At 58.7% G+C, this 22,508-nt stretch carries 23 protein-coding genes and 1 riboswitch; of the genes, 5 read left to right on the plus strand and 18 right to left on the minus strand.

From position 1 onward, the window contains the following. Window positions 1–7 precede the first annotated feature (7 nt). Window positions 8–109, minus strand: a riboswitch (TPP riboswitch). Between the two features lie 90 nt (window positions 110–199). Then, window positions 200–1,303, plus strand: coding sequence for a chorismate synthase (gene aroC, locus B0B09_RS12600; RefSeq protein WP_076660290.1), 1,104 nt, complete (start codon window positions 200–202; stop codon window positions 1,301–1,303). Between the two features lie 18 nt (window positions 1,304–1,321). On the opposite strand, the gene B0B09_RS12605 is transcribed toward aroC, so the two are convergent. The 7 genes from B0B09_RS12605 to B0B09_RS12635 form a co-directional block, all read right to left on the minus strand. After that, window positions 1,322–2,182 (minus strand): DMT family transporter, encoded by an 861-nt coding sequence (locus B0B09_RS12605; RefSeq protein ID WP_076660292.1) that lies wholly within the window; start codon window positions 2,180–2,182, stop codon window positions 1,322–1,324. Window positions 2,183–2,335: 153 nt separating this feature from the next. Next, window positions 2,336–2,626, minus strand: coding sequence for an HU family DNA-binding protein (locus B0B09_RS12610; protein ID WP_055295176.1), 291 nt, complete (start codon window positions 2,624–2,626; stop codon window positions 2,336–2,338). 133 nt (window positions 2,627–2,759) lie between these two features. Further along, window positions 2,760–4,241: an AMP nucleosidase gene (locus tag B0B09_RS12615; protein ID WP_076660293.1), complete on the minus strand. Its 1,482-nt coding sequence runs from the start codon at window positions 4,239–4,241 to the stop codon at window positions 2,760–2,762. Then, window positions 4,238–6,037, minus strand: a complete 1,800-nt coding sequence (gene ade, locus B0B09_RS12620; protein WP_076660294.1) for an adenine deaminase — start codon at window positions 6,035–6,037, stop codon at window positions 4,238–4,240. Before ade ends, B0B09_RS12615 begins: the two co-directional genes overlap by 4 nt. Window positions 6,038–6,077: 40 nt before the next feature. After that, window positions 6,078–6,557, minus strand: coding sequence for a tryptophan-rich sensory protein TspO (tspO, locus tag B0B09_RS12625; RefSeq protein WP_076660295.1), 480 nt, complete (start codon window positions 6,555–6,557; stop codon window positions 6,078–6,080). 29 nt (window positions 6,558–6,586) lie between these two features. After that, complete coding sequence (gene crtB / locus B0B09_RS12630) at window positions 6,587–7,609, minus strand: 15-cis-phytoene synthase (RefSeq protein WP_076660296.1); 1,023 nt, start codon at window positions 7,607–7,609, stop codon at window positions 6,587–6,589. Next, a complete protein-coding gene (locus B0B09_RS12635; protein ID WP_076660297.1) occupies window positions 7,606–9,144 on the minus strand; it encodes a phytoene desaturase in 1,539 nt (512 codons plus the stop codon). Before B0B09_RS12635 ends, crtB begins: the two co-directional genes overlap by 4 nt. Window positions 9,145–9,251: 107 nt before the next feature. On the opposite strand from B0B09_RS12635, the gene crtA reads away from it, so the two are divergent. From crtA to bchO, 4 genes are read left to right on the plus strand one after another with little or no spacing between them, the layout of a single operon-like run. Continuing rightward, a complete protein-coding gene (crtA, locus tag B0B09_RS12640) occupies window positions 9,252–9,953 on the plus strand; it encodes a spheroidene monooxygenase (RefSeq protein ID WP_076660662.1) in 702 nt (233 codons plus the stop codon). Beyond that, complete coding sequence (gene bchI, locus B0B09_RS12645; RefSeq protein WP_110549960.1) at window positions 9,950–10,954, plus strand: magnesium chelatase ATPase subunit I; 1,005 nt, start codon at window positions 9,950–9,952, stop codon at window positions 10,952–10,954. Before crtA ends, bchI begins: the two co-directional genes overlap by 4 nt. After that, window positions 10,947–12,578, plus strand: a complete 1,632-nt coding sequence (locus B0B09_RS12650; RefSeq protein WP_076660299.1) for a magnesium chelatase subunit D — start codon at window positions 10,947–10,949, stop codon at window positions 12,576–12,578. The genes bchI and B0B09_RS12650 overlap by 8 nt, the downstream gene beginning before the upstream one ends. After that, window positions 12,578–13,423 carry an alpha/beta fold hydrolase BchO gene (gene bchO, locus B0B09_RS12655; RefSeq protein ID WP_076660300.1) on the plus strand — a complete coding sequence of 282 codons (846 nt, stop codon included), beginning with the start codon at window positions 12,578–12,580 and terminating at the stop codon, window positions 13,421–13,423. Before B0B09_RS12650 ends, bchO begins: the two co-directional genes overlap by 1 nt. Window positions 13,424–13,489: 66 nt before the next feature. Here the strand turns inward: bchO and B0B09_RS12660 are convergent, their stop codons facing one another. The 11 genes from B0B09_RS12660 to bchL form a co-directional block, all read right to left on the minus strand. Then, window positions 13,490–13,933: a c-type cytochrome gene (locus tag B0B09_RS12660; RefSeq protein WP_076660301.1), complete on the minus strand. Its 444-nt coding sequence runs from the start codon at window positions 13,931–13,933 to the stop codon at window positions 13,490–13,492. Window positions 13,934–14,045: 112 nt separating this feature from the next. Next, the gene (gene hemA / locus B0B09_RS12665; RefSeq protein WP_055295190.1) at window positions 14,046–15,260 is read right to left on the minus strand and encodes a 5-aminolevulinate synthase; all 1,215 of its coding nucleotides are present in this window, start codon (window positions 15,258–15,260) and stop codon (window positions 14,046–14,048) included. A 5-nt stretch (window positions 15,261–15,265) separates the two neighbouring features. Beyond that, window positions 15,266–16,051, minus strand: a complete 786-nt coding sequence (gene puhE, locus B0B09_RS12670) for a putative photosynthetic complex assembly protein PuhE (RefSeq protein WP_055295192.1) — start codon at window positions 16,049–16,051, stop codon at window positions 15,266–15,268. Next, a complete protein-coding gene (acsF, locus tag B0B09_RS12675) occupies window positions 16,051–17,169 on the minus strand; it encodes a magnesium-protoporphyrin IX monomethyl ester (oxidative) cyclase (protein ID WP_076660302.1) in 1,119 nt (372 codons plus the stop codon). Before acsF ends, puhE begins: the two co-directional genes overlap by 1 nt. Then, window positions 17,166–17,462 (minus strand): O2-dependent cyclase accessory protein, encoded by a 297-nt coding sequence (locus B0B09_RS12680; protein WP_055295196.1) that lies wholly within the window; start codon window positions 17,460–17,462, stop codon window positions 17,166–17,168. The genes acsF and B0B09_RS12680 overlap by 4 nt, the downstream gene beginning before the upstream one ends. Before the next feature lie 48 nt (window positions 17,463–17,510). After that, the gene (gene puhC, locus B0B09_RS12685) at window positions 17,511–17,969 is read right to left on the minus strand and encodes a photosynthetic complex assembly protein PuhC (protein ID WP_076660303.1); all 459 of its coding nucleotides are present in this window, start codon (window positions 17,967–17,969) and stop codon (window positions 17,511–17,513) included. A gap of 5 nt (window positions 17,970–17,974) precedes the next feature. Then, window positions 17,975–18,616 (minus strand): photosynthetic complex putative assembly protein PuhB, encoded by a 642-nt coding sequence (puhB, locus tag B0B09_RS12690; protein WP_076660304.1) that lies wholly within the window; start codon window positions 18,614–18,616, stop codon window positions 17,975–17,977. A 73-nt stretch (window positions 18,617–18,689) separates the two neighbouring features. Beyond that, window positions 18,690–19,448, minus strand: a complete 759-nt coding sequence (puhA, locus tag B0B09_RS12695) for a photosynthetic reaction center subunit H (RefSeq protein WP_076660305.1) — start codon at window positions 19,446–19,448, stop codon at window positions 18,690–18,692. A gap of 19 nt (window positions 19,449–19,467) precedes the next feature. Continuing rightward, window positions 19,468–20,898 carry a PucC family protein gene (locus tag B0B09_RS12700; protein ID WP_076660306.1) on the minus strand — a complete coding sequence of 477 codons (1,431 nt, stop codon included), beginning with the start codon at window positions 20,896–20,898 and terminating at the stop codon, window positions 19,468–19,470. Next, window positions 20,895–21,587 (minus strand): magnesium protoporphyrin IX methyltransferase, encoded by a 693-nt coding sequence (gene bchM / locus B0B09_RS12705; protein WP_076660307.1) that lies wholly within the window; start codon window positions 21,585–21,587, stop codon window positions 20,895–20,897. The genes B0B09_RS12700 and bchM overlap by 4 nt, the downstream gene beginning before the upstream one ends. Beyond that, window positions 21,587–22,483, minus strand: a complete 897-nt coding sequence (gene bchL / locus B0B09_RS12710; RefSeq protein WP_076660308.1) for a ferredoxin:protochlorophyllide reductase (ATP-dependent) iron-sulfur ATP-binding protein — start codon at window positions 22,481–22,483, stop codon at window positions 21,587–21,589. The genes bchM and bchL overlap by 1 nt, the downstream gene beginning before the upstream one ends. Window positions 22,484–22,508 lie beyond the last annotated feature (25 nt).

Here is a 22,508-nt window from a genome sequence, read left to right on the forward strand (position 1 = left end):
GGGGATAGCGGGATTGCCATACCTTCCCTCCGCCGGTCTTAACCGGTTCAGGTTCAACGGGTCCGCGTGCGACGCATCTCAGCCATGATTGGCCCCCCGAGGTAAGCCTTTGGTATTGCGGAATAGGGCAAAGGACAAGGGAAACCTCTTGAGCCTGATTGTCACCCCCGCTAGACCCCATGAGCAAAGGGAGATGCCCATGTCGATCAACAGCTTCGGACATTTGTTTCGTTTCACCACTTGGGGTGAAAGCCATGGGCCCGCCTTGGGGGCCACTGTTGACGGCTGCCCACCGGGTGTGCCGCTTGAGGCGCCAATGATCCAGCAGTGGATGGATAAACGCCGCCCCGGCCTGAACAAGAACACAACCCAACGGAATGAACCCGATGCGGTCAAAATCCTGTCCGGCGTCTATGAGGGCAAGACAACCGGTACGCCGATCCAGTTGATGATCGAAAACACCGACCAGCGGTCAAAGGACTATGGCGATATCTTGAACACCTTCCGGCCCGGCCATGCGGATATCACCTATCACCAGAAATACGGGTTGCGCGATCCCCGCGGCGGCGGGCGGTCATCCGCGCGCGAAACCGCATCGCGCGTCGCCGCTGGCGGTGTAGCGCGTGAAGCGATCAAGGCGATTGCGCCGAACGTACAGATCAAGGGCTATATGACCCAGATGGGGACCAAAGCGATTGACCGCAGCAAGGTCGACTGGGACCAGATCGACCAGAACGATTTCTTCTGTCCTGACGCCGAAGCAGCGGCAGAGTGGAACGACTATCTGGCATGGCTGCGCAAGGACGATCACAACTCGGTCGGTGCCATCATTGAGGTCGTGGCGCGCGGCGTGCCTGCGGGCATTGGTGCACCGGTTTACGCCAAGTTAGACACTGATCTGGCTGCGGCGATGATGTCGATCAACGCGGTCAAAGGCGTTGAGATCGGCGAGGGCATGGCAGCGGCGGCGCTAACCGGACGGGACAATGCCGACGAGATTTTCATGGGGCCGAATGGGCCGGAATATTCGTCAAATCACGCGGGCGGCATCCTTGGCGGGATCAGCACAGGGCAGGACATTGTCGTGCGCTTTGCGGTGAAACCGACGTCTTCGATCCTGTCACCGCGCAAGTCGATCCGCATGGATGGCACACCGACCGAAGTGGTGACCAAAGGGCGGCATGATCCTTGCGTCGGTATCCGCGCAGTGCCTGTCGGCGAAGCGATGATGGCCTGTGTGATCCTTGATCATCTGCTGCTGGATCGTGGGCAAACTGGCGGGGCGCGCGGGAAAATCGGGTAAGGTGGATTTCAATCCACCTTACTGTTTGGACAGTTGTACCGCCAAAATCCCGCCTGCGATAATCGCGACACCCACGATATCCAGCACGCCGATCTTTTCGCCCAGAATGATCGCAGCGGTCGCGACCCCCAGAAACGGGTTCAGAAAGTGAAAGGTCGAGGCCTTGACGGCACCGATCCGCCCCACCAGCAAGAACCAGACCACGGTGGCCAGTAATCCGGGCACAATCGTCGTATAGATAAAGGCGACAACCAGTTGCCAGTTCCACGTGACATCCCAAACCTCAATCGTCAGGGCAGGGACCCAGAGCATCGCGCTGCCCACTAGCATCTGCAACCCCACGATCATTAACACATTGCCACCCGAGGACGCGCCGGCGACAGCCAAAGTGGCAACAGTCAAGGACACCACCCCAATCACGCACAGCACAATCCCGAAGACATCAACACCGCCTTGCAGCCGTGCGCCCATAATCAGGACCACGCCAATCACACCCGCAATCAGCCCCGCAATGCCCAACGGACGCACGGTGTTGCCAAAAACCAACCACCCCGACAACGCCACCAAGAGCGGCATCGTGGACGCGATAATCGCCGCCAGCGACGCGGGGATCGTCTGCATCGCAACAAAATTCAAACCCAGATAAAGCGCGTTCTGGCAGACCCCAAAGATAACGACACCCTGCCATTGGCGGCGGGTCAGCCGCGCGGATTGGCCCAGCACCCAGGCAATACCGACACCGAGCAGACCCGAGATCAGGAACCGCAATGCCAGCGCGCTCAGAGGCGGCGCATAGTCCACGATCACGCGGGCAGAGGTGAATGCCGACGACCACATCAGCGCGAACGCCAACCCCATCGCGATTGCTTTGATGTCCATGTGATCCCCTTTGGTGCCGAGTTACGCCCAGCGTACGGCTGATTGCAAGGCTCGACTGTTGTCGCGCCGCACTGCGTATCCCGAAACGAAAAAGGCCGCCTTAACCGGCGACCTTTCCCAAACTCTGCATCCGGCCCAAGGGCCTGCGATGGCTTAGCCGTTCACGCTGTCTTTCAGCGCTTTTGCGATTGTCATTTTGACAACCTTGTCGGCTTCTTTCTTGATCTGCTCACCCGTGGCAGGGTTGCGGACCATACGCTCTGGGCGCTCGCGGCAATAGATCTTGCCAACACCTGGAAGTGTCACAGCACCGCCGCCGGAAACTTCTTTGGTGATGATGTCTGTCACAGCATCAAGCGCAGCACCGGCTGCTTTTTTGTCCATGCCTGTTTCTTCTGCAAGTGCAGCAACCAGCTGCGCCTTTGTCATTGGTTTTGTCGCCATTTTACTGGTCTCCCTCGTTCGCCCCAGCAGTAGGGCCTATTACCCGCACATTTAACGGTATGTTGTGGGACACCACAATGATTAGTGTGCCATTACAAGTGAAAAAGAGCAGGTTTCCGCACTTTTTGACTGTTTAGAGGAAAGCTGTCTCTTCAAAGCTGCGCAATTTGCGGCTGTGAATGCGCTCAAGCGGCATTTCGCGCAACCGTTCCATCGCACGAATACCAATCATCAGATGGGCTGCAACCTGCGTTTTATAGAACTCCGACGCCATGCCCGGCAATTTCAACTCGCCATGCAGGGGTTTGTCGCTGACGCAAAGCAGCGTGCCATAGGGGACGCGAAACCGGAACCCGTTGGCGGCAATCGTGGCGCTTTCCATATCCAGCGCAATCGCACGTGATTGGGAAAGCCGTTGAACTGGGCCAGCCTGTTCGCGCAATTCCCAGTTCCGGTTGTCGATGGTTGCCACTGTGCCTGTGCGCATGATCCGCTTCAACTCATACCCTTCAAGCTTGGTCACATCAGCCACAGCCGTTTCCAGCGCAATCTGGATTTCTGCCAAAGCAGGGATCGGGACCCAGACCGGCAAATCATCATCCAGCACGTGGTCTTCGCGCAGGTATGCATGTGCCAGCACGAAATCACCCAAGCGCTGCGAATTGCGCAGCCCCGCACAGTGCCCGACCATCAGCCACGCATGGGGCCGCAGCACGGCGATATGATCGGTCGCGGTTTTCGCATTCGACGGACCCACACCGATATTGACCAACGTGATCCCCGCACCGTTCTTGCGCTTGAGATGATAGGTCGGCATTTGCGGCAATTTCGCGGGCATCGGAACAGGCGCATCAGCATCCGATATTTCGACATTCCCGGTACTCACAAAGCTGGTGTAGCCGCTGTCGGGGTCCGCCAGCATCTGGCGTGCGAAGGATTCAAACTCCTCAACGTAGAACTGGTAGTTGGTAAAGAGCACGTGATTCTGGAAATGCTCGGGCGCCGTCGCCGTATAATGTGCCAGACGCGCCAGTGAGTAATCAACGCGCTGTGCCGTAAAGGGTGCCAAAGGGTGCGCGCCGTCAGGGTACTGAAACCCCGCGCCGTTCACGATGCTGTCATGTGTCGTGCTGAGGTCCGGCACATCAAATGCATCGCGCAGATTGAATTCCATGGACCCGTCATGCGGCACCGTCAGCCCCGGATCATTTGCGGCAGCAAAATGTACAGGCATTTCGGTACTGGATGCACCGATGATCACAGGCACGCCATGACTGGCCAGCAAAAGCCCGATTTGTTGTTCAAGATAGGACGCAAAAAGATCAGGGCGGGTGACCGTCGTGGCATAAACCCCAGGTTCGGCCACGTGCCCGAAAGACAGCCGCGAATCCATCTTTGCATGGGTTGTCGTCGTCAGGCGGATTTCGGGATAGTAGGCCCGCACCCGCGTGTCGGGCTGGCCATGCCGCAGAGCGGTTGCGAAATTCTCGGACAGGAATTTCACTGCCGTGTTATAGAGCTCTTGCAGCCTGACGACGGCAAGTTTCGCATCGGTAAAGGCTTCTGGCGCGGGGACTTCAGGTGTCCGGATTGACACCTCTTGTGCAACGTTCATGCGTTTTCCTCAAATATATCTGTAATTTCAAACTTATCGACATCCACCAGCCCCAGATCAGAGATCCGCAACGACGGAATGACAACAAGCGCCAACAGCGAATGCTGCATATAGGCGTTGTTCAATGTGCAGCCGCAAGCGGCCATGGCAGCAACCATCTGGTCGGCTTTGCCGGCCACTTCGGCCGCAGGGCTGTCAGACATCAGGCCGGCAATAGGCAGTTCCACCAGCGCCAGTTCCGCGCCGTCTTTCCAGACGGTGACGCCGCCACCAACCTCGCCCAGCCGGTTTGCCGCAGCGGCCATCATCGCGCGGTCCGTGCCGACGACGATCATATGGTGACTGTCATGCGCCACGGTCGAGGCCATGGCCATTTTGCCCGTGTATCCGAACCCTGACACAAAGCCGTTCACGACCTTTCCTGTGCCTTGGTGCCGTTCGACCAAGGCGATCTGATAGGTGTCGCCTTCACCCTCAACCAACCCGTTGACGACAGGCAATTCTGCAGTCAACGCCTGCGTCGGTGCCTGGTTTTCCACCACGCCGATGACCTTGGCTTTGACCTTGTTCTTTCCCTCAGGCGCATGGATGGCAAAGTCGGCATCCCCAAGCACTTTGCCCATATGCACTGTCTTGCGTGCATCATCGGGCCAAGCATAATGCGGACAGGTTACGGTAATCTTGCCATCACGCGCCACGGTCTGACCGCGTGCGATGACCTCTTCGATCGGCAGTGTCACCAAATCAGAGGTCAGGATCATATCGGCCCTGCGCCCCGGTGCGATAGACCCGAGTTCACGTTCCAGCCCGAAGTGTGTCGCAGTGTTGATCGTCGCCATTTGCAGCGCAATCACCGGATCACAGCCGCAGGCAATCGCATGGCGCACAACCCGGTTCATATGCCCTTCGTTCACCAACGTGCCGGAATGGCAGTCATCTGTGCAGAGGATGAAATTCCGCGGATCAAGGCCCTTTTCGGTAACGGCGGTAATCTGGCTTTCCACATCATACCACGCCGATCCAAGGCGCATCATCGACCGCATCCCATTACGTACCCGTGCCAGTGCATCCGCTTCGGCGGTACCTTCGTGATCGTCTGCGGCACCGCCCGCAACATAGGCTGAAAACGCCACCCCCTTGTCAGGGCTGGCGTAATGTCCGCCCACGGTTTTGCCCGCATTCATCGTCGCGGCCATTTCCGCCAGCATCTGGGGGTCACCATTGATCACACCGGGGAAATTCATCATCTCGCCTAGTCCGATGATCCCGGGCCATGCCATCGCCTCGGCCACATCTGCGGCGGAAATTTCGAAACCCGTCGTCTCCAACCCCGGTGCTGAAGGGGCGCAAGACGGCATCTGTGTGTAGATATTGACGGGCTGCATCAGCGCCTCGTCGTGCATCATGCGGACACCGCGCAGGCCCAGCACATTGGCGATCTCATGGGGGTCGGTGAACATGGTGGTCGTACCATGGGGGATAACAGCCGCTGCAAATTCGGCGGGCGTCAGCATCCCGCTTTCAATATGCATATGCCCGTCACAGAGGCCAGGAATCAGATAACGGCCGTCCGCTTCGATCACGCGGGTGTCAGGACCAATGCAATGCGACGCATCGGGGCCGACGTAGGCAAAGCGCCCCTCGGCCACAGCCACTTGCCAACCATCAAGAATTTCGCGGGTTTGAACGTTGACCAGTTTGCCGCCGCGAATGACCAGATCGGCCTTTTCGCGACCTGCGGCCACAGCCACCAGACGGGGGGCAACCTCGGCCCATGATTTGAAATGCGTTTCCATCCCCAATGGTTTCACCGATTTCAGGGACGTTCAAGAGGGATCAGAGGTTCTGAAGCGGAAGCGGCTTTTGATCGGGGTTCAGACGCACCATCGCAATATTCAGCGCAGCCGCCACAGTGACCCACGCAAGATAGGGCACAAATGCCAGCCCCGCCCAGAAATCAAGCTGGAGATGGGTGATCGTGGCCCCCAGAACGGCAATCCAGAGACAGACCATGATCGGGAGTGAACCCTTCAGGTTGCGCGCCCCGAAGAACACCGGCGTCCAAAGCGCGTTGAACGCAATCTGCATCGCCCAGAACCCCATCGCATAGGCGTTACCCTCCATCACGGCAACGCGGGCGCCCGCGAAAGAGATCAGCAAATAAATCGAGGTCCACGCAACCGGAAAGGCCCAGTTGGGCGGTGTCCACGACGGTTTGTTCAGGCTTTTGTACCACTCACCAGTGGGGAAAAGCGCGCCCGTCGCGCCTGCGCCAAAGGTCGCCGCCAAAAAGAGGCAAAAAAGCAGAATATCCATTGCAGGGCCCTTTCAAGGTCACCACACACTTAGGCCATTGGACGGTCAGTTCCAATGCCTGCTTCGCGCGCTTTCAGCTCGGCCAAGATATCCAACACCGATGATGTCCGTTTTTGATCGGGCTTGGCGCGGCTGGCGGCATCAACCAAGAATGCAACTTCCGGCAGGGGTTTCGCATAGATCACTGCCGATTTCGGCATGATCAGTGAAATGCTTGTCCGCGCACCCGCTTGCATCAACCAACCCAGCTTTTGCGCGCCCGAGGTTCTTGCGCGCATCGAGATGCTGTCAAACCCCTGCTTGCGCAGTTGTTTGCCGATACCTGCATAGATCAACCGCGCGGCCCAGATACCGGTACGGGCTTGCAAGGGCAGCACATCAATTCCCGCCTCGGACCGCAGATACAGCCTGTCGGCCTCGGCCAGAAGACGTTTGACCATACGCCGCACGTCATTTGTAGGCAGGGTTTCGCGGGTAAAGTTCATTGGATCAATCCCCGCCTCGGCCAGCCAATCCAGCGGCAGATATATCCGCCCCATGCGGGCATCTTCGCCCACATCGCGCGCGATATTCGTCAGCTGCATTGCAACGCCGAGATCACAGGCCCGCGCCAGCGCATCGGGATCGCGCACGCGCATCAGCACGCACATCATCGCACCTACGGCACTGGCCACGCGGGCGGAATAATCGCGCACACCGCTTAAGGTGTCATAGCGCCGCTCGGCGGCATCCCATGCAAGCCCTTCCAGCAAAGCCTCGGGCAGAGCACGCGGCATCTCGAAGTCCTCGATGATCGCGGCAAAGGCCCGGTCTTCGGGCGCATTGTGGGGTTTGCCGGCATAGGCCGCGTCCAGACGGTCTTGCAGGCGAAAGACGGCACCGGCCTGATACTCACCCTCGTCAACCTCATCATCGGCGAGACGGCAAAAGGCATAAAGTGCCAGCGCAGGGTCACGCACCTTGGCGGGTAAAAGCTTGCTCGCGGCATGAAACGACAGTGATCCATGGCGGATCGCCTCGCGGCAATGTTCAAGATCATCGGGGCGGATCATTCCGCAGCAACCTTGAGTTCAGGCACAACCGGCGCATCAGGCACCAGTTTCGCCAGCACTTCGGCACTGGAAATCACGCCCGGCACACCGGCACCCGGATGGGTGCCTGCACCGACAAGGAACAGGCCCTTGGCCTCTTCGCTGATGTTGTGGGGACGGAACCACGCAGATTGCAGAATGCGCGGTTCAATGGAAAAGCCGGACCCGTTGGGCGACAGATAGCGGTCGCGGAAATCCTCGGGCGTGAGAACCATCTCGGTGCTGATATGTTCCGCAAAGCCGGGGATCGTCTTTTCAACTTCAGCCATGACCTTGGCTTTGTAAATCTCGGCCTCTTTGGCCCAATCTACAGGGTCATCAAAACCCAGATGTGGCACAGGCGACAGCACATAAAACGTGTCATCCCCCACAGGAGCAACGCTGGGATCTGTCTTGGAGGGGCGGTGGATATACAAGCTCATATCATCGGCAAGTTTGCCCTTGATAAAGATATCCTTCAGCAGCCCCTCGTAGCGCGGGGCGTTGGTGATTGTGTGATGGCCCACGTCAGGCCACATCTTGGCGGTGCCTTTGGTGCCGAAATACCAAACGAACAGGCCCATGGACCAGCGCCGCGATTTCAGTTTCTGATTGGTCCAGCGTTTGCGCGGCGCGTTGCGCATCAGACGTTGATAGGTGTGACCTGCATCGGCGTTGCTGACCACCAGATCAGCTGCGATTTCCTGACCATCGGTCAGGCGCACACCTCTGGCGACACCGTCTTTGATCAGGATTTCATCCACTTCAGCCCCTTGGCGGACTTGCCCGCCTTGCGACCGGATCACGCCGACCATGGCCTGCGCAATCGCCTGCACGCCGCCCATGGCGTAGTGCACGCCGAATTCCTTTTCCAGATAGGCCACCAGCGCATACATCGACGTCACATGGCGCGGATCACCCCCGATAAAGAGCGGATGAAACGACAATGCCATGCGTAAACGCGGGTCTTTCACACGCGCCTTGGCCAAGCCAAGGATCGACCGGTCCGCGCGCAACAGCGCAAAGAGCGGCAGCACCTTGATGGTTTCCCAAAGCCTGTGCATCGGCTTGGCGACCATCCCTTCGAAACCCACTTTATAGCAGGCCTCGCTATCCTTCAGAAACCGCTTGTAGCCCTTCACGTCACGCGGGCTTAGGCGCGCGACCTCGGCCAGCATCGCGTCGGTGTCCTGCCGCGCGGTAAAGGTAGAACCATCCTGCCATCGCACCTCGTAAAACGGGTCCATCGGGCGCAGGTCGATATCTTTGTGAAAATCGCGTCCACAGGCGGCCCAGAGCGCCTCGTAGACTTGCGGCACCGTAATAATCGTCGGGCCCAGGTCGAATCGGTGTCCATCTTGCGTGACAGAGGACCCCCGCCCACCGGGCTTATCCAGCCGGTCCAGCACGGTAACGGCATAGCCTTTGGCCCCGAGGCGCATGGCCGCAGCGAGGCCGCCAAGCCCCGCACCGATCACAATTGCTGCGTTTGAATCGCTCTGTTCGTCTATCATCATGGCTCAACTCTAGTAGTGTAAACACAAGTTGACAATTATTATGTCAACATCTTCCCAAAACGGACCACATATGTCAGGATTAGTTGACACGATCAGAGGTCTTCACCGTGACGCAAACCGTCAGCCTGTCTTTCTTCCGCTTTGCCGGGCCTGTTGCCCGTGCTTGGGCGTTGACCATGATGGGCGGTGCGCGGCTGCCATTGGCACGCACGCCTGACATCGGTTTCTGGAAGCTTTGCGGATCAGGCACCGGCGAGGGGTTTACCCCCATCCCCAATACCGCCGTTTACGCGATCCTTGCCACTTGGCCTGATGCGGAAACCGCGTACGCGCGCACCCAATCCGGCATCTTTGCCACCTATCAAAGGCGCGCCGCCGAGGATTGGACCGTATTCCTGCAAACGCAAACATCGCGCGGCGCATGGTCTGGCCAATCGCCTTTCGAGCCAACAGCCGCGCAAACCAATGGCCCGCTTGCTGCACTTACACGCGCCACGATCAAACCCAGCATCCTGACCCGGTTTTGGGGCCGTGTGCCAAATATCTCTGAAATGATCGGCAAAGATCCCAACGTTGCCTTCAAGATCGGCATCGGAGAAGTGCCCATGCTGCATCAGGTGACCTTTTCAATCTGGCCTTCGGAAAAAGCGATGGCCGGTTTCGCCCGTACCGGCCCACACGCCGATGCGATCCGCGCCGTCCGTGACGAAGGCTGGTTTCGCGAAGAACTCTATGCCCGTTTTGCCGTCCATTCCGACCGCGGCACATGGAACGGCATCTCCCCTTTAGCCAAACTTGAGGCCGCATAATGCAACCATTCCCCTTTTCCGCCATTGTCGGCCAAGACGAGATGAAACAGGCGATGATCCTCACTGCGATTGATGCCAGCATCGGCGGGGTTCTGGTCTTTGGTGATCGCGGCACAGGCAAATCGACCGCCGTGCGTGCGCTCGCCGCCCTGCTGCCCCCGATCAAGGCGATCAAAGGCTGCCCGATCAATGCAGCCACCGCCAAGGACGTGCCCGACTGGGCAGGCCTGAAAACAAAACGCGCCCATGAGATGCCAACGCCGGTGGTAGACCTGCCGCTTGGCGCGACCGAAGACCGCGTGACCGGTGCGCTTGATATCGAAAAGGCCCTGACCAAAGGCGAGAAAGCGTTTCAACCCGGCCTGCTGGCGCGCGCCAACCGCGGGTATCTTTATATCGACGAAGTGAACCTGCTTGAGGATCACATTGTGGATCTTCTGCTCGACGTCGCCCAATCTGGTGAAAACGTGGTCGAACGCGAGGGTTTGTCCATCCGCCACCCCGCCCGTTTTGTGCTGGTCGGGTCCGGCAACCCCGAAGAAGGCGAATTACGCCCGCAACTCCTGGACCGTTTCGGTCTGTCGGTTGAGGTCGCATCACCCAAAGATGTTGCCACCCGTGTCGATGTCATCAAGCGACGCGATGCATTCGAGAACGACAATGCCGCCTTTATGCTGCGCTGGCAGGCCGAAGATGCGGCGATCCGCGAACGTATCCTGACCGCGCGCAAAGCGCTGGCAAAGCTCAAAACGCCCGAGAAAACGCTGGTCGACGTGGCCGAACTTTGCCTCGCGCTGGGCTCGGACGGTTTGCGCGGTGAACTGACCTTGCTCAAAGCCGCCCGCGCCTATGCCGCGTGGCGTGATGACACGGCGCTGACCCGCGCCCATGTAAAGGCCGTTGCCCCCATGGCGTTACGCCACCGCCTACGCCGCGATCCATTGGACGAAGCAGGCAGTGGCACGCGCGTCGCCCGCACCGTGGAAGAAGTCCTTGGCTAAGGAAAGCTGGCATCACGCAACGCGCGCGTTGCAATTGCTCGCGCTTGATCCGGGTCTTGGCGGGATCTGCATTCGTGCGCGCTCTGGTCCCGTCCGTGCCCGCCTGATGGAAATGATTTCCCCTGACGCCCGCCGCCTGCATCCCGCAATCTCGGACGAGGCCCTTTTTGGTGGGCTCGACCTGTCAGCGACTTTGGCCAGCGGGCAAATGATCCGCGAAAAAGGGTTGCTGGAAACCCCCGGCACCTTGGTGCTTGCAATGGCCGAACGCGCCACAACAGAGCTGGCGGCGCGGCTTGCTGTGGCGCTGGATCGCAACACCGATCACACCCTGATCGCCCTAGACGAAGGCGCAGAGCCCGACGAATGCCTGAACCACAAACTGGCCGAGCGGCTGGCATTCAACGTCGATCTGTCCGATTGCGCCCTGCAAGATATCACCGACGCATCGCCCGCGACGCCGATCGCGTTGGGTGACGTCAACATGCCCACCGACTTGCTCGAGCAAGTCACCCGCATCGCTTGCGACCTTGGGATTGATAGCATGCGTGCGCCACTATTCGCCCTGCGCGCCATCCGTGCCAATGCAGCCGTGATGGGCCGCACACAGATCACGTCCGAGGATGTTGAAATCGCTTGCGCGTTAACCCTGGCACACCGTGCGACGCGCGTGCCGGAACCTGAAACGCAGGAAGACGACCCACCGGCACCGCCCCCCGATCAGAACAACGAAAGCAAGGGCCCCGAAGATAGCCTCGATCTGCCTGATGAACTGTTGCTTGAGGCCGTCCGCGCGATGCTGCCCGACAACCTGCTCGAACAATTGGCCGCGCAAAAGGCGCGGGCGGGGCGGGGCAATGGCACCGGGGCTGCACGCAAGGGCAACCGGCGCGGGCGGCCTTTGCCATCACGGGCAGGACATATCAGTGATGGCGCACGGATTGATATCATCGGCACGTTGCGCGCTGCCGCCCCTTGGCAAACGATCCGGCGCAACGCGACAGGCCGCGACGGCCTGCACATCCGCCCTGCCGATATCCGGATCAAACGGTTCGAGGAAAAATCAGACCGCCTGTTGATCTTTACGGTTGATGCCTCTGGGTCTTCCGCCCTCACGCGTCTGGCCGAGGCCAAAGGCGCGGTCGAGCTGCTGCTGGCCCAAGCCTATGCGCGGCGCGATCACGTGGCACTTGTCGCCTTTCGCGGCACCGAAGCCGAGCTGTTGCTGCCGCCCACCCGCTCACTGGTGCAAACCAAACGACGCTTGGCTGCCTTGCCCGGCGGCGGTGGCACGCCGCTGGCCGCAGGTATGGTCACCGCGTTTGAACAAGCCGTCCAGGCCACCCGCCGCGGCATGACACCCACCATTGCGATCCTGACCGACGGGCGGGCGAATATCGCGCTGGACGGACGCGCTGATCGGAAACAAGCGGCAACCGATGCCCAGCAAATCGCCCGCGTTCTACGCGCAAATGGCGTTGATGCGATTGTGATCGACACCGGCAACCGGCCGGAACCTGCGTTGCGCAACCTTGCCCAAACCTTGGATGCGGCCTATCTGCCCTTGCCGCGCGCCGATGCCCAGCGCCTATCGAAATCCGTCGCCACCGCGTTGGGCGATTGATGCGGTGGCCCGAGGATGCCGAAGGCTGGCCTCTGACGATATATTCGCGGCAGGTTCTCCACCGTCCGCACCGTTGGCATATTCAGGAACACGGGATCGGACCCACAATCCTGCTGATCCATGGTGCAGGGGGGGCTACGCAAAGTTTCCGGGGCCTTTTTCCTATCCTTGCGCGCACCCACCATGTTGTGGCGGTTGATTTGCCCGGTCAGGGGTTCACGCAGATGGGCGCACAACAACGCTGCGGGCTGGATCAGATGGCCACAGATCTGCTTGCACTGGTCCGCAATCAAGGCTGGACGCCTGATATCGTTGTGGGTCACTCCGCAGGTGCGGCTATTGCGCTGCGCATGTGGGAGCTGGGACTGCAGCCCGCTAAGGGGATTGTGGGAATTAACGCCGCTCTTGGAAATTTCAAAGGGGTTGCTGGCTGGCTTTTTCCGATGATGGCCAAAGCCTTGGCCGTTTCACCTTTTGCGGCACGCCTGTTTAGCAAGACGACAACGCGCAATAGCATCAGCCAACTGATCGAAGGCACCGGATCAAATTTGGATGCGCGGGGCATTGATCTCTATTACCGGCTGGCAACCGACAAGGGCCACGTGGATGCGACGCTTTCGATGATGGCGCAGTGGTCGCTCGATGGGCTACTGGCGCGGTTAGGTAAGATCGACGTGCCGGTCCATCTGATCGCGGCACTTGGCGACAAGGCTGTTCCACCCGAGGTCAGCCGCAGAGCTGTCCAACAGCTTCCACAAGGCAGGTTAACCGAGGTTGCCGGACTTGGGCACCTCGCGCATGAGGAAGACCCCGAAACGATCGCGAATTTGATCACCGACATGTAAAAGGCCGCCGGGTTTCCCCGACGGCCTTTTTTCATTCAAAACAACAGTTGCTCGCTGCGATGGCTCTTACTCAGCGGCAAATGTCGCCAGGTATGCATAAAGGTCATATGCCTGAGCTTCTTCGCGCACCTGATAGGCCATCTTGCCACGTGCACGACGGTTGTCGAGCGTTTCGCGGAGCCAGCCTGTCGGGTCCTGAACGTAGCCGACAAAGGCTTCTTCAGTCCAAGGTGTGCCAGCTTCGCCCAATTCGATCAGCGCATCGCTGTAACGGAAATCTTCAACCGATCCCATTGTGCGACCTGCAAGTCCGTAAAGGTTTGGACCGGTACGTGCATTGCGACCTGCAAGAACCTCGCCAGATGCGTCTGCAACAACGTGGCATGCAACGCACTGGCGGTTGAATTGCTCTTCGCCAGCTGCGGCGTCACCGACAGTTGCGGCGTGGCCGTCAGCAAAGGCGGGTGCGGAAAGAACAGCAAATGCTGCTGCGATAGTAAAACGTTTCATGATCGTATTCCTCTTCGATCTAGTTCTGTGACCGTTCGCCCCAGTCGGCGCTTAATGTAACGCGGGAAACCAAAGGGTCCACCCCCGCATGCAAAAGAATCCGTGATACGCGTTATGCCACCGCATGCGCGAGCGCACATTGGCGCCACAAAACCTTTAACGCATTGATAAGATGATCGATATCTGCATCTGTATGTAGCGGTGATGGTGTAAACCGAAGCCGCTCGGTCCCCTTAGGAACGGTCGGATAGTTGATCGGCTGCACATAAATATCCCATTCGCGCATCAGATAATCGGCCAACATGCGCGTCTTGACAGGATCACCGATCATCACCGGCACAATATGGCTGTCGTTCTCCATATGCGGAATCCCCTCACGATCAAGCGCCGCACGCAGGCGCTCCACCTGGCGGCGTTGTTGGGCGCGTTCAATCTCTGACTCCTTGAGATACGCGATCGACGTGCGCGCAGCCGCAGCGACCGCTGGCGGCAGTGCTGTCGTAAAGATGAAGCCCGAGGCGAAGCTACGAATAAAGTCACACAACGCCGCCGATCCGGTGATATATCCACCGACAACACCGTATGCCTTGCCCAATGTCCCTTCGATCAGGGTAATCCTATCGGCAAGCCCCTCACGTTCGCTGACACCGCCACCGCGCGGGCCGTACATGCCCACGGCATGGACCTCATCCAGATAGGTCATCGCACCGTATTTTTCGGCCACTTCGACGATCTCTTTGATCGGGGCAATATCACCGTCCATGGAATAGACGCTTTCAAAGGCAACGATCTTGGGCACATCAGCGGGCAGACAACGCAGCTTCATTTCCAGATCATGCACGTCGTTGTGTTTCCAGATCACCTTGTTGGCGCGGGAATGGCGGATGCCTTCGATCATCGACGCATGGTTGCCTGCATCCGACAGGATCACGCAGTCCTTCAAACGGCTGCCCAAGGTGCTGAGCGCGGCCCAGTTGGACACATACCCCGACGTAAAGAGCAAAGCCGACTCTTTGCCATGCAGATCGGCAAGCTCACGCTCTAGCAAAAGGTGGTCGTGGTTCGTGCCCGATATATTGCGCGTCCCGCCTGCGCCGGTGCCGGTGCGCTCAACGGCTTCACACATCGCACCAATCACCTTGGGGTGTTGCCCCATGCCCAGATAGTCGTTCGAACACCAGACTGTCACATCACGCACGCCGTCTTCGGCGTGGTTGGCCGCGCGCGGGAATTTTCCGCATTTGCGTTCAAGTTCGGCAAAGTACCGATAGTTGCCGTCCTGCTTGAGTTGGGACAGCTGTGCATTGAAAAGTGCGTCAAAATCCATCGGTCTTATCTTTCTTCTTTGGACATCGTTTTTTGCGCCGGAAGCATCCAGCGCCAGAGTTTTGCATCAGGCAGCGGAACCACCATCAGCCAGTGTTCAAGCAGGGCAAGCCCCGCCATTGCAGTAAGCAGGGCATAACCTGCGACAGTCACCTCTGATCCGGCGGACCAGAGCCGCTCGGCGCAGATGGCCAACAAGGCGGTCAGAATGGTAATCGCGGCTGGGAACGCGAGTGTCACCGGTCCGCGCCGGAAATAGGTTTTCAAGTGGTTCAGCTTGAGCGGCACGAACTCCGTATTGATCCGCGGCACGCCAAAATAAAGGTTCAGCTTTGCCAGAATACGCGCAATGAACAACACCAGATAGACCGCAAGCGCGATCCGGTTCGGGGCACCTTCTGATGCGATCACCAGACCCCAAAGGCCAAGTGTCAGCGCCAGTTCGTGGTAGGCCACCGTCGAGAATGCACGAAAGAACCGGTCCCGTCCGGCAAGACCGGGGGGGCAATCATCACGCATGGGACCCGTGATGACACCCGCAAGAAACGCAAGTTCGATCCAGCCCCAGATCGCCAAGGCCCCCGCAAAGCCGATGTAGATGCCAGCAACGCTGGCATCATGCAAGGACACCGCGACGGCCCAGATACCGACCGCCAGCAACGGCAATCCCATAAAAGTGGTCATGCCATGGCGATCCAAACGGTCCGCCCGCCGCACCGCCACTAGAATCGCACCGGTAGCAAACCACCAGGCGAAAATAGCGATCAGCGATGCGATCCAGGGCGATGTCATCAGTATGCAGGCTCCAGTCGTGGGCTGTCAGGAACAGCATTCTTATGCACCGGAATTGTCAGCAGGCTGACAAATGCGTAGCCGGCCTTGGCCGATCCTGCCATCCGCTTGGCCCAGCCGCCGATCCCGCCTTGCTTGCGGCCTGCAGCAATCTGCACGTTCGCATCCTGCATCCGGTTCAGGGTCGGTTCCCAACGGGGGTGGTCGATGTCCAATGTCATCGGGAACACCTGTGTCGAGATTTCCGAGGTCTTGCGGAACACCTCCTGGCCGTACCATTTGGGGTCAACGCCCAGCGCCTTGTGGAATTCCGGCCGTTGGTGGTCGCGCACCCACATGGTCGAGAAGACAGCCGTCAGGAAGAATTTGATCCACATGCGGTTCGCCCAGCTTTGCGTCAGCTTGGGGTCGGTTTTCAGCAGCAGGGCAAAGGCCTCACCATGGGAAAACTCGTCATTACACCATTCGCGGAACCATTTGAAAATCGGGTGAAACCGCATTTCAGGGTTTTCTTCCAGATGACGATAGATCGTGATGTAGCGCGCATAGCCGATCTTTTCGGAAAGATATGTGGCGTAGTAGATGAACTTGGGGCGGAAGTACGTGTACTTCTTGGCTTGGGTCAGGAAGCCAAGGTTCACTGCAATGCCCGCTTCGCGCAGCGCATCGTTAATGAAACCGGCATGGCGGGCCTCATCCCGGGCCATCAGCTGAAACAGCTCGGTGATGTCCTTGTTGGAGCCGCGCCGCTTCATTTCCTTATAAAGCACACAGCCTGAAAATTCGGCCGTGCAGGATGAGATCAGAAAATCGATGAATTCCGCCTTCAGTTTCGGCTCCATGCCGTCCCAATCAACATCATCCCAATCTTCATTCTTCTTGAAGTGGCCCTTGTTGGGATCAGCCTTCATCTGGCCGATCAAAACGTCCCAATCTTTGCGGACCGAGGAGACATCAATTGCGTCCATCTCTTCAAAATCGGTGGTGTAGAAACGCGGTGTCAGCAGCGTGTTGGACATTGCCACTTTTGTCGCTTCTTCATTGGTCAGCGGCGGCAGCGCTTCTTGGGCGGCAATCGCCTCTTCGGCGGTGGCGGCTGTGGATGAGTGCATGTTCATGACATCACCTCTTCGCTAAAGGAAAATTCGCAGAGTTCCATGAACTCAAAATCCCCGGTAGCGCGGGTCCAAAGCTGTTCCAGCTTGCTGGCGCGGGTAATGACGGCGGTGCGCTTTTCTTCGATCAGCTCGCCAAAGGCAGCCATGATTTCGGGGCCCTGCACCTGCACCGTGTCACCCGGATAGATGACAGCGCCATTATCCAGACGCACGTGCGCCGACAGTTCTTCAAACCGGTGCGAGATCGTGACCGTGCATGGCGCGGTCTCTTTCTCTCTTGTAAATAGTCCCATGTGAGTTCCCTTTCACATTAAACGCGGGGGGCTAACCTGCGTTTGGTTTCAGTCCAGCAGTCTTGCGAAGGCTGCTACGTTATCTTTGCCGTAGCCAATCAATTCGACCCGCAGGTCGGTGGTCTCGTCAATGATGGCGATATTGCCGTTCTCGCGCCGCACGACGGTGATGGGCGCGGTTTGCGGGGCGTTATTCACATAGCGCGACCGTTCCACGACGCGGCCAATCACACCCAGAAAACCGCCTTTGTAATCAGCAGAAGAAGCCAGCAATTCACCCTCAGGCGTTCTGACCTCGTAAATGCCGCTCCGGTTGCCCTCCATCACAATCTCAAGTGATTGGACGATTGGCGCTTCGACCAGCACACCGCGGTTCGGTACGTCAAACCATTGCGCATAGGCCACTAAGGCAAGGGCCGCTGCCATCAGACCAAACATGGCCTGCACCAGAAAACGCGGGACCATATCGCGGTCGCGGTGGCGCATTTGTTGTTCAAGTTGCGACATATGACTTACTCCGCTGCAACGGCGTTGCTGCCGTCTTGTTGCGACACACGCGCGATGCGTGGCTCGGAAATCCGGGTCTCTGCCGCTTCAGCAAAGATCTGGGCGACATTCTGGGCATCAGGGATACAGCGCAGCGCAGGTTGCGTGCGTGCTATCCGCCACGGGCGGACGTGCGGCCATGACATCAGATAAGAAATGCGGGTTTCGCCAATCAACTCGAACGCCAATGTACCGTGGCCCGATGGTTTCAGGTCCAGCTTGGCGGTCCCGATCCATGTGTAGGGCAGGTTCAGTGTCATGGTCAGCGCCGCCCCGATCCGCATGGCCACGCGCTTGTTTGTCAGCGTGTAAACGGTGGAACGGGCCTGCACATAGGCAATCCCATAAAGGATACCACAGGCGATCAGGCCGGAAATGATGAACGGAACACCATGCATTAACGCGATGCCGAAAGGTGCATCCGCAGCCGATACGCCGACGCGCCAGAAAGCCAGCAATGCGAAATAGGCCGCAACCCAGCGGACCCCCAGCGCTTCGCGCGCCAAAAGCCGCGGATCAGGGGCACCCTGCCACAAGATATGTTCCCCTTCGGGCAGCTGCTCTGGCAGGCCCTTGATGGGTTCAAAATTAAAGTCGTCGTGGCTCATGGTAGGTTCCCTTTCGTAGCCAGGGCGGCCCCGGTGGCGAACCGGGAACGCAGCGTGTTTTCATCGGACCGGATCAGGAGGCGTACATCGTGCCACCGGCGTAGTACGCCATGATCTTGTCTTCCTCGAGCAGGGTGACCTGCTCCATGCTTTTGGTCGTTGGCACGTTGTCCCAGTTGCTTGCGTAGAGCGATTTGACCGTCACGCGGTCAGTTCCGATCTTGGCAAGGTTCATCGGGATCAGACGTGTTTTGCCTGTGCCTTCTGGGTTCAGATCAACCGTCAGAAAGCGGACCATCTGCTCGGGCACGTCGACCCACATATCGGTGACACGTCCGACGACTTCACCATCACCACCGACAACGGCCTTGCCGCGCGGATCACGACCGGCAGACACCTTGAAGTCAGGCAGCATCGACATCGGCTTGATCTTGACATGGCCATGCGCGTCCAGTTCCGGCGCATCGCGGCGTGGTGCCCAGGCAGCAGGACCGACACCATCAATCATCGGATCACCAGTTGGAATCCACGGCGAACCGGTCGAGGCAGAGGACTGCGCCAAGGCAAGATCAGTCCGCATTTTGCTGTCTTCGAATGCGCGTGAAGGCACTGTCAATTCACCGCGGCCATCGCGCAGTTTGAAGGTCTTTTCCTTCGGCAAAGGAAACAGGCTTTCGTTCGCAGGCACACCATCGGCGTCGTCCCGCAAAGGATAACCTTCACGCATGTTTTCGGTTTGCAGGTAATAGACAAGCCCCGCAAAGAAGATCCAGAAGAGCCATATCGCTGCGCTCGCCAGATCGAAGTCTCCAAAAAATTCTACACCAACCATTGGTTTTTCCTTTCGGTGGTTAGGTCGGGAAATCTGCCAATCCCAGCTTGGCAGACCCCCCGGTGGTTATGGGCCGCAACCGCACAAGCGGCCCCAGCACAATCAGGGTTAGGAATAAGAGGCCAATTTCGGTGTGATAAACGACCGAATAGCCGGTGGCAGGCGTGGCGAGCGCCTCTCCCAAGGTGCCGTTCCCAGCGGCATGGTTCACGAGGTCACGCACAGTGCCCCCGATAAAGATGGACAGCCCCGCGCCGGTGGCTTGTGCAGCCCCCCATGCGCCAAGAGCCAAACCACGACCGGCTTTGCCGATTGTGGGCATTGTCATTGCAGCAGTCAGGGTAGAGACGCCGAAAAGGCCGCCTCCAAACCCAATCAGGGCCGCACCGAAATAAAACAAAACTGGCGACCCGATGGGCGCCGAAAAGATGACAGCGCAAAACGCCAGAATGCCGGCAAGAATGCCGCGTGCGCACATCCGGTAAGGGTCAACGCCCTTTGCCAGCCAGCGCGCCGCAAAGCCGAAACCGACCAGCGCGCCCAGCGCCCACATTGCTGTCAGCAGCGTGGTTGCGGATACGGACAACCCGAGGATCTCACCACCGTAAGGCTCAAGCAGGACGTCCTGCATGTTGAAGGCCATCGTGCCAATAAACACAACGGCAAGCAGACGGCCCGCATCACCACCGGCGGCCAAATCATTCCACGCATCACGGAACGTCGGTGCCGCCTCTTCACGCTGTGCCTTGGTCATGGGGCTCACGCGTTCCTGTTTCCACAAGGCGATCAGGTTCAAGAGCAGGGTCAGAACCGCTGTGCCCTGGACCACCTGTACCAAACGCAGGGCGGAATAATCGCGCAAGAGAGCACCGATCAGGATAGCCGAAAAGGCCATGCCTAGCAGGTTCATCACATAGAGCAGCGCAACCACCTTGGGCCGCGTTTCTTCCGTCGCGCGGTCAGCGGCCAACGCCAGACCAGCGGTCTGGGTCATATGCATGCCGATCCCGGTCAGCAAAAACGCAAGGCCCGCACCCACATAGCCCGCAATCGGGAAATCGAGCGTCCGGTCGCCCGACAGCACAAGCAAAGCCATCGGCATGATTGCAAGACCGCCGAACTGCCACATGGTGCCGAACCACAGATAGGGAATACGCTTCCACCCGATGGCGGATTTATAGTTATCCGATTTGTGCCCCACGAGGGCACGGAACGGTGCCACCAGCACAGGGATCGCGATCATCGCGGCCACCAGCGTTGCACCGATCCCCAATTCAACAATCATCACACGGTTCAACGTGCCCAACAGCATCACCGCCGCCATGCCGACTGACACCTGAAACAGCGACAGGCGCAGCAACTGGCTTAGCGGCAGATCATCACTCACCGCGTCGCTGAACGGCAAAAGATCAACCGAGATCTTCTTGAGGGATGATGCCTTGAAGATCATGCTTTTGGACCCTCGAATGACAATGCTGTGGAAATATAAAAGCCTGATTTGACCCGTTCGATCTCCTTCAGGCGCCCCTTTACGCCTGATGTGCGCAAGGCATCTGCAACGCCAACGACGGTTTGCGGCACCATCACAGGGCTGCGGTCTGCGCGCGGGAACATTTTGCCGACACGCCACATGGCCATCAGGGCCGGTGTGCGCGGGGCGATGGTAAAGACAAACTTGCCCTCCAGACGCGGGCTGGCTTTGGCAAGCAGTCCGGCGATGTCCGAGGCGCTGTAGTAGATCATCGAATCCATCGCGAGGATGTAGTCAAACACACCTGTCGTACTGTCGAGCATATCGCCCGCAACCCATGTGATATTGCCCGCCAGATTTGCCGGCATCCGCTGTTCCGCGATCCCCACCAAAGCAGGCGAGATATCGACGGCAACCACGTCGGCACCGCGCTCGGCCAGCTCGACCGCCATCGTGCCTGTGCCACACCCTGCATCCAGTACCCGTGCACCGCGCAGGTCGTTGGGCAGTTGTGCCAGCATCAGGGCACGCATCTGGTCACGCCCCGCACGCACGGTTGCACGCACACCAGAAACGGGCGCATCTGATGTCAGCTGCTCCCAGACCTTGGTGGCCGTACGGTCGAAATAGTTTTCGACCCTGTCACGTGTGGTGGCGTAATTGGCCATTAATCAAAACCCAACAATTCAAAGATTTCACGATCCGGCAGACATTCAGGTGCCATCGGCAACGTCCCGTTCCAGAGCGTTTCGGCAAGACGCATGTATTCCTTGCGCACCTGCACGACGTCTTCGTCGTCAGGCATTTCAAAGAGGGTCTTCTTCTTCAAACGGCTGCGACGGATCGCATCAAGATCGGGCATATGCGCGAGGCGGTTGAAACCAACGGTCTTGCAATAGCGGTCCACCTCATCGGTGTCCTTGCTGCGGTTGGCCACGCAACCCGCCAGACGCACCTTGTAGTTGGATGATTTCGCCTGCACCGCTGCGATGATCCGGTTCATCGCATAGATGCTGTCAAAGTCATTCGCGGTCACGATCAAGGCACGATCGGCATGTTGCAGCGGGGCGGCAAAGCCACCACAGACCACGTCGCCCAGCACATCAAAGATTACGACATCCGTGTCTTCCAGCAGATGGTGCTGCTTGAGCAGTTTCACCGTCTGGCCGACAACATACCCACCACAGCCGGTCCCGGCAGGGGGGCCGCCGGCCTCGACGCATTTCACGCCGTTGAAACCCTCAAAGATGAAATCCTCGGGGCGCAGTTCCTCGGCATGGAAATCAACATCCTTGAGAATATCAATCACTGTCGGGACAAGGCTCCCTGTCAGGGTGAATGTGCTGTCATGTTTGGGATCACAGCCAATCTGCAGCACGCGCTTGCCATGCATTGAAAACGCCGCCGACAGGTTGGATGATGTGGTCGATTTCCCGATCCCGCCCTTGCCGTAGACTGCAAATACCTTTGCGCCTTCGATCTTGGCATCTTCGGGCTGATGGACCTGCACGGACCCTTCGCCATCCTGGCCGCGTAGGTTTGGTACTTCGTCTCTCGGGCTCATGGGTGAGTCCTTTCCATTTTATTCA

Source organism: Yoonia rosea, assembly GCF_900156505.1.
GTDB lineage: Bacteria > Pseudomonadota > Alphaproteobacteria > Rhodobacterales > Rhodobacteraceae > Yoonia > Yoonia rosea.